The following is a 16,541-nucleotide window of genomic DNA, read 5'->3' on the forward strand; positions in this document are numbered from 1 at the left end:
GTGCTGCTTGATCAGCTCATAAGCATGATCGAGATCGTCCGCTTGCTTATCGACGTAACCGGTGCGCAAACGAAAATCGATGCTGGATTGCTGACATTCGATGTTTAAAGAGGTCGCACCAGCAAAGCTTGCGGCCAATGGCTGCGCGCCGCCCATACCGCCAAGACCAGCGGTCAATATCCAGCGTCCGCTCCAATCGCCATCATAATGCTGGCGGCCTGCCTCGACAAAGGTCTCATAAGTGCCTTGGACGATGCCTTGGGTGCCGATATAAATCCAGCTCCCAGCGGTCATTTGCCCATACATAAACAAGTCTTTACGATCCAGCTCGTTAAAATGCTCCCACGTTGCCCAGCGCGGGACCAGGTTAGAGTTGGCAATGAGCACGCGCGGTGCGTTTTCATGAGTTTGAAAGACGCCAACGGGTTTGCCAGATTGTACGAGTAAGGTCTCATCGTCTTCTAACTCTTTGAGAGAGGCGAGGATTTGATCATAGCTCTCCCAATTGCGGGCAGCGCGGCCAATCCCGCCATAGACGACTAGGCTCTTTGGGTTTTCGGCCACGTCAGGATGTAGATTATTTTGAATCATACGATAAGGCGCTTCGGTCAGCCAGCTCTTGCAATGTAGCGTACTGCCAGTGGGCGCAGCGATTTCACGGCTGTCATCACGGCGGGTAAAGGTGTTTGCCTTAAGGGTGTTGTTTGTGGTGGTTTCCTTGGCAGTAGTCATGAACAGATCCTTTTGAATGTGCATTGCTTATTTACGCCGCGTGTTTACGTGGTCTATTTGCGCGGCATTTAGCGATAATATTGAAAGTACCTAATAAGTTGTATATACAAATTATCAAAGATTTATTTTTCATGCAAGCATTTTTTTTGTATGGGGTAAGGTCTTTGACGTACGTCTGTTTTGGTGACGGCTTTTCTTTGTCTTATGTGGTCGGTGATCCAACGCAGGTAGTGATGAATGGATGAGGGCTGCCGCGGCGACGGATGGTCATGGTATTATGAAGCTATTATTTTGCTAAAACTGACGGTAAAACACGGACATGACAAAACAAGTTCCCGCTTATCAGCGGATCAAAAACGCAATCTTGGATAATATTCACTCAGGGAAGTGGCAAGCAGGTGAGGCCATCTCTACAGAGATGGCGCTGGCTGAGGAGTTTGGTGTATCGCGCATGACGGTCAACCGCGCGCTAAAAGAGCTGAGCGAGGAGCGAGTATTAGAGCGCCGGCAAGGCTCTGGGACCTTTGTCGCCCAGCAGCAGTTTAATCATACCTTTGTAGAGGTGCGCAATATCGCGCAAGACTTAAAGTCAGCTAACCGCGATTATCAAGCGCAGGTGGTGAGCAAACGTGTGATCACCGCAAGTATGCTAGATGATGAGCTGCGCCGTAAGTTTGCTATCGACAGTGCGGCAACCACAGGCGAGAGGAGCGCGGCGGATAGTAGTGCGGCGGTCTTATACGAAGTAAAAATCATTCATTTTGCGGATGCTCAGCCCATACAGTTTGAAGAGCGCTGGGTCGATGCACAAAAACTGCCTGAGTTTATCGAGCAAGACTTTAGCATTATCAACACCAGTGAGTACTTGATTGCCAAAAGTCCACTGGAGCGCGGTAGCTATACCATTCAGGCGCTAGCAGCACCAGATGAGATCGCCGCGCTGCTACAGATTGCCCCGCAGTCTCCCACATTGGTGCTGAGCCGTCAGACATATTCAGCAGGGAAGGTGTTGACCTTTGTCAAAATGTGGCACGCAGGGGAGCGCTATCAGTTCTCAGGCGAGCTGTGACCATAAACGGACAGAGCTGGCTGTTGCTCACTGTTTTTGTACGTTTATTCTTACCTAAGTGCGCTAGTATAGAAACAATTGAGCTTTTGTGTTTGAAAACCCTTTGTTTGAAAGATAGGGACAGGCTGTGATAAGAAAATGCAGAAAGTAGCCACCACAGTATTGAAAAATTTATCTGCAATCCTCAAATCGGGCAGCTAAAGCCGATGCGCGCTGTGCGGACACTGTCCAAATACGATTTGTTTGTAAAGGTGTTTGCCTGCATGGTTTTATCATACTGTTTTCTTATACAGCTTTTGCATACAGCATGGCACCCTATACTTTTGCTAGACACTTTTAGACTTATTCATTCATCTTATAAGGACGCCTTATGAAACGTCGTACTCTTTTAGCCCTCGGACGCCGACAGCAATGCGACTGATAACGCCGCGAGCGGTGGCTCTGATATGCTGCAACGCATCAACGATGGCGGCACGATCAATGTGGGTACTGAGGGTACCTATCCGCCGTTTACCTATCACGATGAAAGCGGCAAGCTGACCGGCTACGATGTCGAAGTCACCCGTGCGGTGGCGGATAAGCTCGGCGTCGATGTTGAGTTTAAAGAAACCCAGTGGGATGCGATGCTCGCAGGGTTAGACTCGAAGCGTTTTGATATGGTGGCCAACCAAGTCAGCCTAACGACGCCTGAGCGCCAAGCAAAGTACGACCTCGCGCAGCCTTATAGCTGGTCTGGCGCTGTGGTACTAGCGCCCACCGACGACAATCGTTATGGCTCGTGGGAAAACCTCAAAGGTCTACGTAGCGCCCAGTCGTTAAGCAGTAACTATGGTGAGCTGGCCGAACGCTATCAAGCCGAAATCGTCCCTGTCGATGGTATGGCGCAAGCGATTCAGTTGGTCAAGCAAGGCCGCGCTGACTTTACCATGAATGACAATTTGGCCGTACTTGATTATCTAAAAAAATTCCCAGATAGTGGCCTTGAGATCAAGCTGGTTGCTCCGGCCGACGAGCAGCGCGGTTCAGGTTTGGTACTATTAAAAGGCAATGATGCTGTCGTGACGAAGTTAAATGAAGCCATGAGCGAGCTGCATGCCGACGGCACGCTGACCGAGCTTAGCGAAGAATTCTTTGGTGCTGATATAAGTCAACAAAAATAATGCTAGCGTCTCTTACCTCAGCGTTAACCGATTTATTGGCACTACTGCCCTTTATGAGTCCTGATCGGGCGCAAATCGTCATCGACTCGTTTTGGCCGATGCTCAAAGGCGGTATCTACTATTCGATACCGCTGGCACTGATTTCGTTTGCCATCGGTATGATGATTGCGCTGGTCGTGGCGCTGATTCGTATCGTGCCACGTACCGGCTGGCTGCATGAGATTGTCTACCGTCTGGCCCGTATCTATGTCTCGGCGATTCGCGGGACACCGATGCTGGTGCAATTGTTTATTATCTTTTATGGCCTGCCAAGCGTCGGCGTCAAGCTCGACCCGTTTCCTTCAGCGATTATTGCCTTTTCGCTCAATATCGGTGCTTATGCCTCAGAGACGGTACGTGCCTCGATTTTGTCGATTCCAAAAGGCCAGTGGGAAGCAGGCTCGACGGTCGGTTTGACGTATCTGCAGACTTTTCGCCACGTGATTTTGCCGCAAGCGTTACGGGTATCGGTACCGCCGTTGTCCAATACCTTTATCAGTCTGGTCAAGGATACGTCATTGGCATCGCTGGTATTGGTCACTGAGCTCTTTAAACAAGCGCAGATCATCACCGCGCGTAATTATGAGTTTATGCTGGTCTATACCGAAGCGGCTTTTATTTATTGGGCCATTTGTTTGTTTTTGACCTTTATCCAAGGCAAGCTTGAGACCAGACTCGATCGTTATGTGGCAAAATAGCTTAACCATTAACTGCTAGCTTTTCATTTGTAAACGGAAACGTCTTTATGATTCAAATCACGAACATCCACAAAGCTTTTGGTACCAATCAAGTGCTAAAGGGCATAGATTTGAGCATTGATAAAGGTAAGGTGGTGGTGATATTAGGGCCATCAGGATCAGGCAAAACTACTTTTTTACGCTGTATTAATGCGCTGGAGATTCCTGACCAGGGGGTGATCGCTTTTGATGATAATAGCTTAAGTGTAGATTTTAGCGCTAAGCCAAATAAAAAAAAGCTATTGGCCCTGCAGCGTAAGTCTGGCATGGTGTTTCAGTCTTATAATTTGTTTCCGCATAAAACAGCGATAGAGAACCTAATGCTTGGGCCGACGGTGGTACAAGGGCAAAGCAAAGCCCAAGCGCGTACGCAGGCGCTGGCCTTGCTTGATAAGGTGGGCTTGGCAGACAAAGCCGATCTGTATCCATTTCAGCTCTCGGGTGGTCAGCAGCAGCGCATCGGCATTGCCCGCGCTTTGGCCATTGAGCCGTCGCTGTTATTATTCGATGAGCCAACCTCAGCGCTTGATCCAGAGCTGGTACAAGATGTGCTTGAGACCATGAAGCAGCTGGCAAGTGAGGGCTGGACGATGGTTGTGGTCACGCATGAAATCAGCTTTGCACGCGATGTCGCCGATCATGTGGTGTTAATTGAGGATGGCCATGTGGTTGAGGAGGGCAGCGCTCAGCAGATGTTTGAGCTATCCACTCACCCGCGTACCCAAGCGTTTTTGCAGCGTATTGAACAATAATAGATTTACAGCCATTCAAATCATCTATCAAATCTCTATAGCACCAACCTTTAATTTTAAGCAAAATAAAGCTCCAACTGTGGTGTCATGGTTGGGGCTTTTTTGATAACGATTAATAAATACTAGACTTTTTGCCGTCGTCGCAGCCAGCGTGGCACTCGAGTAGTAGTACCGTTAAGTAGCGCATTAAATAGCGCGGCGAGTAAGATAAGCATGACGCCTAAATACTGAACAAGGCTAAGCGACTGGTTCAATAATAAAATCGCTAAGGCAATAGCAGTCAGCGGCTCGAAAATAGTAAACACCGAAGCGCGAGAAGCGGGTAGTTTTTCTAGCGCTTTCATATATAAGGCAAACGGCACGACCGTACCAATCAGTGCGAGCCCTAATGCGTAGCCTAAGCTCAGTACAGGCAAGCTCAATAACTTGCTATAAGTATGATACGTCTCAGGTAATAATAACAGTACGCTGGCGCTAATCACGATGGAGGTAAAAAACACTAAGGGAGCCGGATGCGCGTAGTGCATAGCGCGTTTGCCAAGCACACCATATAACGAATAACACACCCCTGCTAATAGCCCCAACCCTATACCCCAGTTGACTTGCGCGCCATCTCCTGCCATCGTCAGACCTACCCCAAATACTGCAACTAAGGCAAGTAGCGCTGACTGACGAGTGATAGGCTCCTGCAATAACACCGCAGAAAACAGCAGGCTAAACACTGGTGCGGTATATAGCAAAGCAACCGCAGGGCCAGCGCCGACATAGATGACGGCAAAAAAATAACATAGCGACATACCCAGTACGCCAATCAACGATTGCAATGCCAAGCCGCCCCATTGTTTGGCGCTAAGCTTGAGCAGCTGCGGGTAGAGTTTGGGCAGCATAAAAAGAACAATTAACGCCGCGGTCACGATACGCAAGATAGTCACCTGCCAGCCACTAAAGCCTAATTGGTTCAGATAGGTTGAGAATATCCCAAGCGTGCCCCAACAGACCGCAGCGCTAATGATTTGAATGGTGCCTATCCATGACTGCCGCGCTGTCATCGCGCTCTCGGTGTGTGCCATATCGCTCTCTATTTTATTTTCTAGAAAATTCAAACAACAAGCTGTATCAGTCTTTAAGCTAATGGCGCTTTTTTTTGACTTGGTGCTCGTTGCCTATTGCTCATCACTCATTACTATGCTGAAATAACAAAAGACAACCTTGTTAAAGGCTGCCTTTTGTTTGTTGTTTTCAGTCTAACATTAAAGCGTTAATGAAGGACTAACACAAGTCCATTAAACTTAAAAGTCGATTTACTTGGGCTGCATGATTTAAACTTGCAGTAAAAAATTGCTTAGCAAGCGTTTGGCACCTTCTGTGGCAAATGACTCTGGATGAAATTGCACGCCCTGAATCGGATAGTCGGTGTGGGCAAGTCCCATTATCTCATCGCCTGCGAGCGCCGCCTCTGTCAGGCTCAAGTGATGATGGGCATCATTGGCAACGACAGCAGTGAGGATTAAGCAGTCAGGTAGCGTATCCGCCTTTACCATAAGCGAGTGATAGCGCATGATTTCTACTTCTTGCGGCAAGCCTTGATAAACACCTGCATCGTCATGGCGAATGGCAGAGACTTTGCCATGCATCGGTACGCGAGCTCGTATCACATCGCCGCCGAATACGTGGGCGATACCCTGCATGCCTAGGCAGACGCCCAATATCGGCGTGGTTTTTCCCATGATTTTGATGACTTCTGCACAAATACCAAAGTAAGAAGGATCATCAGGTGCGCCTGGGCCAGGTGAGATGATAATGCGGTCCAGATTCATCGCTTGTACGTCAGCCAAGGTGATCTCGTTGTTGCGTTTGACGATGACGTTTGCAGCGCTAGCGCCGTCTTTATCATCCTCCATGGTTTGCAAGATCTCGCCGATATATTGATATAAGTTAAAGGTAAACGAGTCGTAGTTGTCGATAATCAAAACATTCATAAGTCATCACTCTTTGCTGAAGTAGAGAGGGGTTTAGGCGGTCATAAAGCTGTCTAACACAACTTTCATGGCAGAGAGCTTACGCTGGATTTCTAAGTATTCATCAGCAGGGTTGGAGTCGTAGACATTGCCGCCGCAGGTTTGCGCGTAGGCGGACTCACCATTGATAAATAGACTACGAATAGGAATGGCAAAAATACAATCGCCATTAAAATTAAACGAGCCAAGCGCGCCGCCATACGCACCGCGGCCATCAGGCTCTAGCTCGTTGATGACTTTGATTGCCTCGACTTTTGGCGCACCTGATAAAGTACCGGCAGGGAAGTTGCTGGCAAGCGCGCTAAACATATCTTCATCAGGGTGCAAAATCCCAACGATTTCAGAGGAAATGTGCTGCACATGTGAGAAGCGTTTGATGTCCATCAGGCTGCGCACCTTTACCGTACCAAAGCGCGCGACACGGCCGATATCGTTACGGTGCAAGTCGACCAACATATTGTGCTCGGCGATCTCTTTGGCATCATTTAGCAACGCGCGGGCAAGCTGACGGTCTTCTGCGACATCGACGCCGCGTTTGGCGGTGCCAGCCAGTGGATAGGTTTCCATCTCACCTTGTCGCAAGCGAAACAGCAGCTCGGGGGAGGCACCAATGATGCACTGCTCAGCAAATTTCATAAAGTACATATGCGGTGACGGGTTGACCGCCCGCAGCTTTTCATAAATCGGCATCTTATCACCGGCGATACGATATTTGGATTTAAAACCCACCTCGCACTGAAAGATACGCCCAGAGATGATGTCTTCTTTGACTTGCATGACGGCGCGCGCATGCTCATCTTGGCTCATGCCATCAGCCAAAAACTCAACCGAGGGCGGCTCATAGCTAGGCGTTGGCTCCTCAAGTAAGGCTTTTATTTGCTCGATACGATTGTCTTGCTGAGCAGTCGGGTAATAAAAATAAAAAATCTCACCGGTCATCTTATCAAGCGTTAGGCCATCGAGATAGACGCCAAATTTAAAGGGTTCAAAATCGTCGCTTGCCTTTGCATTGAGACTTGGCTCAAAAAAATTGACACTGTCATAACCTAAGTAGCCGACCAGTCCGCCTGTCTGATCACGAGCGATGACGTGCTGCGGGGTGATGCTGCGTAGAAGCTCATAAGGGTTGTCCGTTTGATAGTGCTGGGTTTTGGCGGTTTGATTATCAGTAATTGCCAAAGTCGTGCGGTCAATAGCGGCAATGGTCATCACAGGGTCAAAACCAATGGCATGGTGGCGCGCCATATGCCCATCTTCGCCCAGTGATTCAAGCAGATAGCAGGTCTCAAAAGCACGCTCAATACGTTTAAATAACGCAAAAAAATCGATATCTTGGGTAAGTTTGATGCGTTTCGGTTTGCTGGGAATCTCAATCGCCGCAGGCGGATTGTGCTGTAGGGTAGGTGTCATAGTGATGTCCAAAGTGAGTTAGATAGGTGTCAGATAGAGATAGGCAGATTTAATACTAAGCAGAATTGATATAATGGCTAATCGCTTACGCATTTTCTCTATGCGTCGCCAATAAAGCGCTGACGTCATGCGCCTGCATCGCTTTGGCGCCGCGCGAAACAGTGGCGATACCAACCCCTAATTGCTCAGATATCTCACGCTGGGTTACGCCGCGCGCCAGCAAATCAAAGATGCGTATACGATTGGCAATCTCTTGCTGCTCTTTTTCTGTCAGCAGCGCGCGAAACAACGCCTCGATATCTGCACTATCAGGACAGTTTGCCAAATGCTGTAATAAGCTGTGATAAGGGTTGGTACTCATAATATGTCGTCTTATAATAATCAGTCAGATAATAAATAACAGAACAATGGCTCTTGTTTCAGCATTCTAGTACAGTAGTACAAGAAAAACAAGGTATCCGCCTATCTTTTTATGATATTGGTTTATGATGTTGATACGTCAACCGACATCCTCCTCCCTTAGGTTTTTCGACGGCCTTTACAAATTATCATTAAAACGCTTAATTTCTCACATTCATTATTGCCAAATTGTTAATACTTGGTTATGATGCCCGTCATTATTTAAATGCTAACAATTATCATTAATATTCATAATGTTATTCGTATGTGAGCCATGCTGTAGCGTTTTGGTGTTTGTCAATGTGGCGATATAGCAATGCATTGATAAATGCCGGACAGGCTACAGTCACAGCTAAAATTTAATATTGATCGTCATCAAAGTGAGTGTGTTATGCGTGAAGTAAAGTTACCAATCTCATCCAATCAATTAACCGTATTATCTATGGGCGTGGCAGCCATATTGTGGACGCAGGCGGCTAGTGCGGCAGCAGAAGACATGCCAAGTACTACGCTACAAACGATTACGGTAACGGCAAACACCTCAGTACGTGAAAATGTACAAGAAGACTCAGTCTATATCGACAACTATACGCCCGCAGCACAGGCAAGCCACTTAAGTGATTTTTTGGATGTCATACCTGGAGTCGAGGTCGGTGGCACCTCAACGGTGAATCAGCGTATCAGAGTGCGTGGTCTTGATGATACCAATCTTAAAGTCACCGTCGATGGCGCGCGTCAAGAGGGTGCCCTCTTTTATCATATGGGCGATGTCACTCTTGATCCTGACTTGCTAAAACAAGCTGAGGTAGCGGTCGGTAGTAACTCTGTCACGCTAGGTAACGATGCCATCGGCGGCGCGGTCGCGTTTGAAACGGTAGATGCTGCAGATTTATTAAAGCCCGGTCAAAAGATCGGCGCAAAACTAAAGGCAGGTTATGCCAGTAATAATGATGAGCTACTTACGTCAGCGACTGTGTATGGTGCGCCAACAGACAATATCGACCTATTGGCTTATTATGGCAAGCGCGATACCGACTCTGGCGAAGATGGCGACGGCCGTGAGCTTTATGAGGACAGTGAGAGCGAAAACATCTTATTAAAAGCAGGCGCGTATATTGGTGACGATCATCATGTCGGTGCAAGCTTCAGCCGTACCGAAAAAGAAGGTGTTTTCCCTTATCGACCAGATTTTCCAAGTCTTCCTAACAGTCGTGGTCTTGATGTAATCCCACAAGAAATAAAGCGCGATACTTATACGCTCGATCATAACTTTAATCCAGCAAACTCACTCATTGACGTTGATACCACCGTTTATCAAACAGAAACGCAGATTCTGCGTGATTCTGAAGACGTAGGCAACTTTGATTTTGATGCAAAAGTAAAAACCACAGGTGTTAAGATTGAAAATACCAGTGTTATTGACACAAATAACGGTCGTCATAAGCTAATCGTAGGCGCTGAGCACTACGAAAAAGAATCAGAGATGGCACGTGATGGTTCTGCAACTGCGAATGATGATGCCAATAACACCTCAGTCTATCTAGAAGACCAATGGCAAATGGGCAAACTGACGCTGACACCAGGTGTACGCTACGACCGCTACGAGTCTCCTGAATTTGTGGCGGGCGGTTCTACTTATGACAATGTGGTTGGCGCGTTTGCTGCAAGCTACGAGATTGCGCCGCGTACGCAAGTGTTTGCAAGCTACACAGAGCTGTTTAATGGTCCAGATTTAGGCCAAACTGTCTTTAACAGCAATGGCGAGGGTATTTATGTCAATAATGATCTCAAGCCAGAAGAAGGCTATAACTCTGAGGTAGGTGTGGCTACCACGCTACGCGATCTAACCATTGCTGATGATGCGCTACAATTGAGTGCAAAATACTTTAGATCCAATATCGAAAACTATCAGCAGTTTATGCGTACAGGTAGTCGCCCTGGTAGATTTGGGATTGACTGTGAGACCGGCGCGATAGGCGGTGACTGTCAAGGTATGTTCAACAGTGATGAAGACTATAAAATAGATGGTGTTGAGCTGGCTGCTAACTACACTACTCGTGACTTTGGTATGGGGCTGAGCTACTCACGTGCTCGTAGCGAAGGCGATAAGACAGGCAATAGTATCCCATCAGTGAGTGGCAGCGGTGCTGACTCGGGCGATCGCTACATGGTGAACTTAGATTATGCAGCTAATGATATGGTTGATTTAGGCTGGCGCAGTACTTATGTAGCATCTATTACTGATAATCAAGGTGAGACTAAGCCAAGCTATGATGTGCACGATGTGTATGTGAACTATTCACCACGTCAGTTTGATGGTCTAAAAGCCACCGTTGGGGTTTATAACTTATTTGATGAAACTTATGCTAACCACGCTTCACGCTTAAATACGGCTGATGCTACGACTACTGACTTTGAGATGGGTCGTAATATCAAAACCTCTTTGACCTATCAATTCTAATCTAACTGTTATTGGTAATATCTAAAAGCCAGCTGTCTTTGTATGAGAGCTGGCTTTTTTATGATTGCTACTAAAGATAAAGTATGTCTGAGTCGCAGTCATTGCATAATTAAAGCACAAACATGTCAAAGTGTTAAAATGATAATAAAAGGATAAAAAATGACCAAACCTAATCCAAGATTATTAGAAGTAAAAGGCATTGCCGATATCACCCCAAACATGCGCCGCATTACACTTGGTGGAGCGGGCATGCAAGACTTCCCAATCGAGCAAGAAAGCGCCTATATCAAACTGATGTTTGCAGGGGAGGCAGGAAAAAAGCCCATCATGCGCACTTATACCATTATCCAGCAACGTGACGATGAAATCGATGTCGATTTTGTCTTGCATGGTCTCAATCACAAAGGCGCTGAAGGTCCTGCCTCACATTGGGCCAAAACCACACAAATCGGTGATACTATTTTGATTGGGGGACCAGGCCCCAAAAAGCTTATCAATCACGAGGCGGATTGGTTTTTATTGGCGGGAGACATGACCGCGCTGCCCGCCATCACGGTAAACTTAGCACAGCTGCCCGAGGATGCCGAGGGCTATGCCGTCATCGAGGTGCTGAGTGAGGATGATATCCAGCCGCTACAAAAGCCGAAGAATATAACGCTTGAGTGGGTAATCAACGCCGAAGCAAGCAGCAGTCATTACCCCATTCTTGAGCGTATTAAGACGCTAGGCTGGCCGGCTGGTGAAGTGGCAGTATGGGCGGCGTGCGAGTTCAATAGTATGCGAGCGCTGCGTCAGTACTTCAAACAAAAAGAAGTGGCTAAGAGTCATCTTTATATCTCTAGCTACTGGAAACTTGACAGCAATGAAGATGAACATAAAATCGTCAAACGCGAAGATGCTGCATTAGGGTTATAAGGTGACGTAGCCACAGTCCTGCTTAACTATAACTATAACAATGTATCGACAATCACTGGCCGACCTTGATGGTTAAGTACCGTCACATCGACGTTATATAAGTCTTTCATGGTATCTTTAGTGATGACATCGACAGGCTGCCCAACCGCCATCACTTGGCCAGTTTTCATCATGACCACAGTATCGGCAAACTGCGCGGCTTGGTTGATATCATGTAGGACGATGACCACGGTTTTTTGCTGACTGCAGCTAAGCTCGCGCAGCTCACGCATCAGACGCCCTGCATGGTACATATCCAGATTGTTTAGTGGCTCATCGAGCAGTAGATACGGCGTGTCTTGGCAGACAATCATCGCAATCAGCACGCGTTGCCGCTGACCACCAGAGAGCGTCGATAAAAAACGCTCGGCTAATGGCTCAAGCTCAAAACGCGCGATCACTTCTTGTACTTTTTGCTCGTCCTGTGCGCTTGGCTGTCCTTGATGATACGGGTAGCGGCCAAACATCAGCAGCTCATGCACGCGCAGGCGACCTTGCACTTGGTTGTCTTGCCCAAGCATCGCCACCGTCTTAGCCAAAGTGCGCGCAGGGCAGCTGACAATATCATGCTCACCAAACATCACCTTCCCAGACTGTAGCGGTTGTAGCCTTGCCATGACCGAAAATAAGGTGGATTTGCCCGCGCCATTGGGGCCGATTAGGGCAATCACTTGGGCGCTTGGTAAGGACAAGCTGATGTCATGCAGGATTTGTTGTTTGCCGATATGGTGGGAGATATTATCGAGTTTAATCATAATAATTCTTATTTTTTATATAGGTTAATATGACATGTCATCAACGCCGCTGGGTCATAAATATCAGTAGTAAAAACACCAAGCCGCCCGCCAGTTCAATCACCACGGATAACACTCCCGCCATACCCAATACTTGCTCAAACAGCGTCTGACCGAGGACTAAACAAATCATCGCCACCAAACTGACCAATATCAGGCGCTCGCTATGATACATGTGCCGTGCGATGCGATTGGTCAAAGCGCAGACTAGCAAGCCAAAAAAAGTCACCGGCCCGACCAGTGCCGTGGCGGTGGCGACCAATACCGCAATGACCGTCAATAGCCCAAATGCGAGGCGTTGATAATTAATGCCCAAATTAATTGCTTGCGCCTTACCGAGCATCAAGACATCGCATTGATAGCGCCAGCGCCAAATACACAGCGCGCTAATGGTGCAAATAATGAAGCTAATTCCCAATAGCTGTGGGTTGACGGTATTAAACTGCGCGTAACTGGCCGACTGTACCACGACAAAATCATCGGGGTTAATCAGCCGCGCAATCAGTGCTGATAAGCTGCGAAACAACACCCCAAAGATAACGCCCACCAGTATCAGCCGCGTCAAATCCTGACTGCTTTTTGAAAACAGCACTCGAAACAATAATAACGACGCGCCAAACATCAGGACAATCTCAAGGGTGAATTTGGCAATAGGATTGATGCTGGTAAAGCTCATCGTCCCCAAAAAAAACACCAATAAGCTTTGCAGCAGAACATAAAGTGAGTCAAAGCCCAGTAGAGAAGGGGTCAAAATAGGATTGTGTGTTAAGGTTTGAAAGAGCAGAGTCGATACGCCAATCGCATAGCCGACCACCATGAGCGCCAGCAGTTTTTTACCTCGTAGTGGTAGGGCAAAATCCCAATGACCATTGACATTGAGCGTCAAAAACAGCGTCATCGAGACCAGTAAAATAACAGCGGCAATCGATTTTGGATGGTTGCTGACCCATGCCCAAAGCTGAGCCAAGCGATTCTGGCTAGAGGGGGCTGCGTGGTGCTCGTTATTTAAATTATTGCTTTTCAAACGACGCTTCGCTGAGTCAGTCTTTGTAGAGCGGCCAGTTATAGAGTCATGCTTAGACGGTGAAAACATACGCAAATCCTACTATGCTACCTGTAATAGTAACAAGGGTCGATGGTGGTGAGTCAGCTGCTTGATGGCCAGATGCGTTATTATGCGCTACATTGTTATGAGGTGCCTTATTACAAAACGCCTTATCGCTCAGCAGGCGCGCGCAATAACAACCATAAAAACAGCACCGTGCCGACCACACCAAACACCGTGGCGACCGGCACTTCAAAGGGGTAGCGGATAGAGCGCCCGATGATATCGCAGAGCAATACTGCCGATGCGCCCAGTAGCGCGACAGCTGGCAAGCTACGGCGCAGCTTATCGCCCATCAGTCGGCTGACGATATTTGGTACTACCAAGCCAATAAAAGGAATCATCCCGACTGTGACCACCACAACCGCGCTCATCATCGCCACCATACCGACGCCAAGCCAAGTGACCTGCCGCTTACTAATGCCTAAGTTTAGCGCGATATTATCGCCTAGCCCAACGATGGTTAGCTTATCAGCGATGATATAAGCCAGCACGCACAGCGCGCCCGTTAGCCATAGCAGCTCATAACGCCCTGCCAAAACGCCAGAGAAGTCACCAAATTGCCAAACACTGAGCATCTGTAACGTCTCGGTCTGATAGGCAATAAAGGTCGTCACCGCTTCAATGATCCCGCCAAAGACGATACCGATGAGCGGAATCATCAAATAATCTGTCGGCGGAATGCGGCGGATAAGGAGCATAAATAACATCATGCCAAACACAGCTGAGACAGTGGCGACACTCATCTTGACCAGTAGCGCACTGGCAGGGAACAGCAGGCTAACGACCAGCAATCCCAGTGCTGCGCTTTGGGTTGCACCTACCATTGATGGCTCAACAAAGCGGTTTTTTAGCACCACTTGCATGATCATCCCTGCCACCGCCATGGCGACACCGGTCAAAATAATGGCAATGGTACGCGGTATGCGGCTGACCAGCATCAGCGAGCTGTCTGAGTTGGCGCTATGGTTGATGAGGCTATGAAAAATACCAGACCATGAAAAATCCGCCACCCCAATGGACAAACTTAATAACACCAAAAGCCCCATCATGATGAGGCTGGCTGTGTTGATAAGCCATGGCGGTAGGGCCGCATGCCGACGCGTGAGGCTCAGAGGCTTGCTGCCGCTTTGCCAAGGTGATGATGTGGACAAAGCGGGACTGGCCTCAAGACTATTGGCGCGGGCCTGGGCACGCGATGAAAATAACGACATAACGGCTACTGGCTCATTAAATAATAGGTCAAAAAATAGCTGGTATGGTTGCCGCGTTTATTTTGCGCTTGCAAACGCATTTTTTATCGTGGTCAGATCTTGTATCCACTGATAATAACCACCAAAGGCGAGATAAGAATCTGGGCTTAGATAAACCACTTGGTCTTTTTGCCACGCGGTGGTTTGGGCGACCAGCGGATTGTCTAAGACTGCTTTGGCACCCACGCTGTCTTCACCGATAGCGGCGCTACGATCGACGACGAATAGCCAATCAGGGTTGGTCTTTTGTAGATATTCAAAAGAGATCGGCTGACCATGACGACCGTCTTTGATTTGATCGTCAGCGATCGGCACATTGACGACATTATGAATAAAGCCATAGCGTGAGTCAGCGCCATAGACAGACATTTTATTGCCATTGACCATCACCACCAGACCGGTGCCACTGTCTTTGGTGACAGCTTTGGCCTCTGTGATTAGGCTGTCGATATCGTTTTGTAATTTGGCCGCTTCCGCGCTTTTACCAAATAGTGCACCTAAATCATGCAGGCGCTGTTTGCTGGACTCATAGATATTAGCCGTATCGATAGTCATATCTAAGGTTGGCGCGATGTTTGCGAGCTCATCGTATTTTTCCGCCATACGCGAACCGACTAAAATCGCTTGTGGCTGCATGGCGTTTAGGGCCTCAAGATCAGGCTCAAATAGAGTACCCACCTCTTCAGGATCAGGCTGCGTCTCTGAATGCAAGTTGTCTAAAGGCAGGTCACTTGGCGCCCCATCGACAGCCACATCCAGCGCCGCCAAATCCTGTAGCAAGGTCATGTCATAGACGACCAATGGCGATGGATTCATTGCCAGATCGATATCCCCTCTGGCGGTATCGACAGTAACGGTATGCGTCGAGACAGCATCGTTATTGGCGACGTTTTCGGCATGGTCAGCGGTTGGGTTTTCGGTCTGAGCGTCCGCAGGCTCTGAGTCGTTGGACTCAGGAGAGCTGCAGCCTGCCACGCTGATCGTCGCGGCAAGGGCGGTGGCCATCGCCGTCCATAAGGGACGTTTAAAAAAAGTGCTACAGAGGCGGTTGGATAATACAGTAGTAGACATAAATAACTCGGTAAATCAGCTGGGTGAGCGGTGTAGAGACAAAGTAATCAGCTTGTAAAACATCAACGACGGTCTGAAAACCATCACAGTCATCACACGGCTCATATAAAAAAAGAGCTGGTCTTGCAGGATGTATCGCATAGGGTGATAGGCAAGACGATGCTCAGCGGTATTATTATCATTCGTACATTCACTATCCAAGCGCTCGTTGATGTTGATATTGTAAGTTAAGTGTACTCAAGCGGTCTTATCGGATAGATAATCGGTCATGATAAATTAATTGAGACTTATTATCAATATAAATGATAATGGTTTTTATTAACGTATTGCCAATTACAAACAAAACAAGCACGTTATTTTATCGGGTGCGACTGATTTAGGCTTGGCCTAATAAAATTAACACAATTTATTATTGATAATAATTATCGTTTGCACTATCATCTACATCATTCTACCTCGGTCACTGAATATTAGAGTGTTATGAGTTCAACGATTTTAGACGCGCCATCTCCCAAACTGACGCTCGCCGCTGCCGTGGTCGTCGTCGGCCTTCATGCCTTGACTGTCGCTGCGCTAGTGGCGATGAA

At 47.8% G+C, this 16,541-nt stretch carries 14 protein-coding genes and 1 pseudogene; 6 read left to right on the plus strand and 9 right to left on the minus strand.

Going from position 1 to position 16,541, the window contains the following annotated elements; genetic code table 11:
- Positions 1–732: pseudogene (locus NK638_RS08745) on the minus strand (urocanate hydratase); the annotation flags it as partial.
- Positions 733–1,051: 319 nt separating this feature from the next.
- On the opposite strand from NK638_RS08745, the gene NK638_RS08750 reads away from it, so the two are divergent.
- From NK638_RS08750 to NK638_RS08765, 4 genes are all read left to right on the plus strand, one after another.
- Complete coding sequence (locus tag NK638_RS08750) at positions 1,052–1,801, plus strand: UTRA domain-containing protein (protein ID WP_274632708.1); 750 nt, start codon at positions 1,052–1,054, stop codon at positions 1,799–1,801.
- Positions 1,802–2,247: 446 nt separating this feature from the next.
- Entirely contained in the window at positions 2,248–2,961 is a 714-nt protein-coding gene (locus tag NK638_RS08755) for an amino acid ABC transporter substrate-binding protein (RefSeq protein ID WP_274632709.1), read from the plus strand.
- Positions 2,961–3,698, plus strand: coding sequence for an amino acid ABC transporter permease (locus tag NK638_RS08760; protein ID WP_025644029.1), 738 nt, complete (start codon positions 2,961–2,963; stop codon positions 3,696–3,698). Before NK638_RS08755 ends, NK638_RS08760 begins: the two co-directional genes overlap by 1 nt.
- A gap of 47 nt (positions 3,699–3,745) precedes the next feature.
- Positions 3,746–4,489 (plus strand): amino acid ABC transporter ATP-binding protein, encoded by a 744-nt coding sequence (locus NK638_RS08765; protein WP_274632710.1) that lies wholly within the window; start codon positions 3,746–3,748, stop codon positions 4,487–4,489.
- A 122-nt stretch (positions 4,490–4,611) separates the two neighbouring features.
- Here the strand turns inward: NK638_RS08765 and NK638_RS08770 are convergent, their stop codons facing one another.
- The 4 genes from NK638_RS08770 to NK638_RS08785 all read right to left on the minus strand — a co-directional run bounded on the left by NK638_RS08770 (position 4,612) and on the right by NK638_RS08785 (position 8,278).
- Positions 4,612–5,559, minus strand: coding sequence for a DMT family transporter (locus NK638_RS08770; protein WP_274632711.1), 948 nt, complete (start codon positions 5,557–5,559; stop codon positions 4,612–4,614).
- Positions 5,560–5,808: 249 nt separating this feature from the next.
- Positions 5,809–6,468 (minus strand): anthranilate synthase component II, encoded by a 660-nt coding sequence (locus NK638_RS08775; RefSeq protein WP_274632712.1) that lies wholly within the window; start codon positions 6,466–6,468, stop codon positions 5,809–5,811.
- Positions 6,469–6,501: 33 nt separating this feature from the next.
- On the minus strand, positions 6,502–7,917 hold the full coding sequence (locus NK638_RS08780; RefSeq protein ID WP_192995556.1) for an anthranilate synthase component I family protein: 1,416 nt from the start codon (positions 7,915–7,917) through the stop codon (positions 6,502–6,504).
- An 85-nt stretch (positions 7,918–8,002) separates the two neighbouring features.
- Positions 8,003–8,278 (minus strand): Trp family transcriptional regulator, encoded by a 276-nt coding sequence (locus NK638_RS08785; RefSeq protein WP_100749829.1) that lies wholly within the window; start codon positions 8,276–8,278, stop codon positions 8,003–8,005.
- A gap of 429 nt (positions 8,279–8,707) precedes the next feature.
- On the opposite strand from NK638_RS08785, the gene NK638_RS08790 reads away from it, so the two are divergent.
- Both NK638_RS08790 and NK638_RS08795 read left to right on the plus strand, forming a co-directional pair.
- Positions 8,708–10,777 carry a TonB-dependent receptor domain-containing protein gene (locus NK638_RS08790; protein ID WP_274632713.1) on the plus strand — a complete coding sequence of 690 codons (2,070 nt, stop codon included), beginning with the start codon at positions 8,708–8,710 and terminating at the stop codon, positions 10,775–10,777.
- A gap of 159 nt (positions 10,778–10,936) precedes the next feature.
- Complete coding sequence (locus NK638_RS08795; RefSeq protein ID WP_274632714.1) at positions 10,937–11,692, plus strand: siderophore-interacting protein; 756 nt, start codon at positions 10,937–10,939, stop codon at positions 11,690–11,692.
- A 32-nt stretch (positions 11,693–11,724) separates the two neighbouring features.
- Here the strand turns inward: NK638_RS08795 and NK638_RS08800 are convergent, their stop codons facing one another.
- From NK638_RS08800 to NK638_RS08815, 4 genes are all read right to left on the minus strand, one after another.
- Positions 11,725–12,486: an iron ABC transporter ATP-binding protein gene (locus NK638_RS08800; RefSeq protein ID WP_075102779.1), complete on the minus strand. Its 762-nt coding sequence runs from the start codon at positions 12,484–12,486 to the stop codon at positions 11,725–11,727.
- Between the two features lie 40 nt (positions 12,487–12,526).
- A complete protein-coding gene (locus NK638_RS08805; protein WP_274632715.1) occupies positions 12,527–13,618 on the minus strand; it encodes an iron chelate uptake ABC transporter family permease subunit in 1,092 nt (363 codons plus the stop codon).
- Between the two features lie 122 nt (positions 13,619–13,740).
- Positions 13,741–14,682: an ABC transporter permease gene (locus tag NK638_RS08810; RefSeq protein WP_105246377.1), complete on the minus strand. Its 942-nt coding sequence runs from the start codon at positions 14,680–14,682 to the stop codon at positions 13,741–13,743.
- A 219-nt stretch (positions 14,683–14,901) separates the two neighbouring features.
- Complete coding sequence (locus tag NK638_RS08815; protein ID WP_274632716.1) at positions 14,902–15,954, minus strand: siderophore ABC transporter substrate-binding protein; 1,053 nt, start codon at positions 15,952–15,954, stop codon at positions 14,902–14,904.
- Positions 15,955–16,541: the final 587 nt, after the last annotated feature.

The organism is Psychrobacter sp. A3, assembly GCF_028823565.1.
Classification (GTDB): Bacteria; Pseudomonadota; Gammaproteobacteria; order Pseudomonadales; family Moraxellaceae; genus Psychrobacter; species Psychrobacter celer.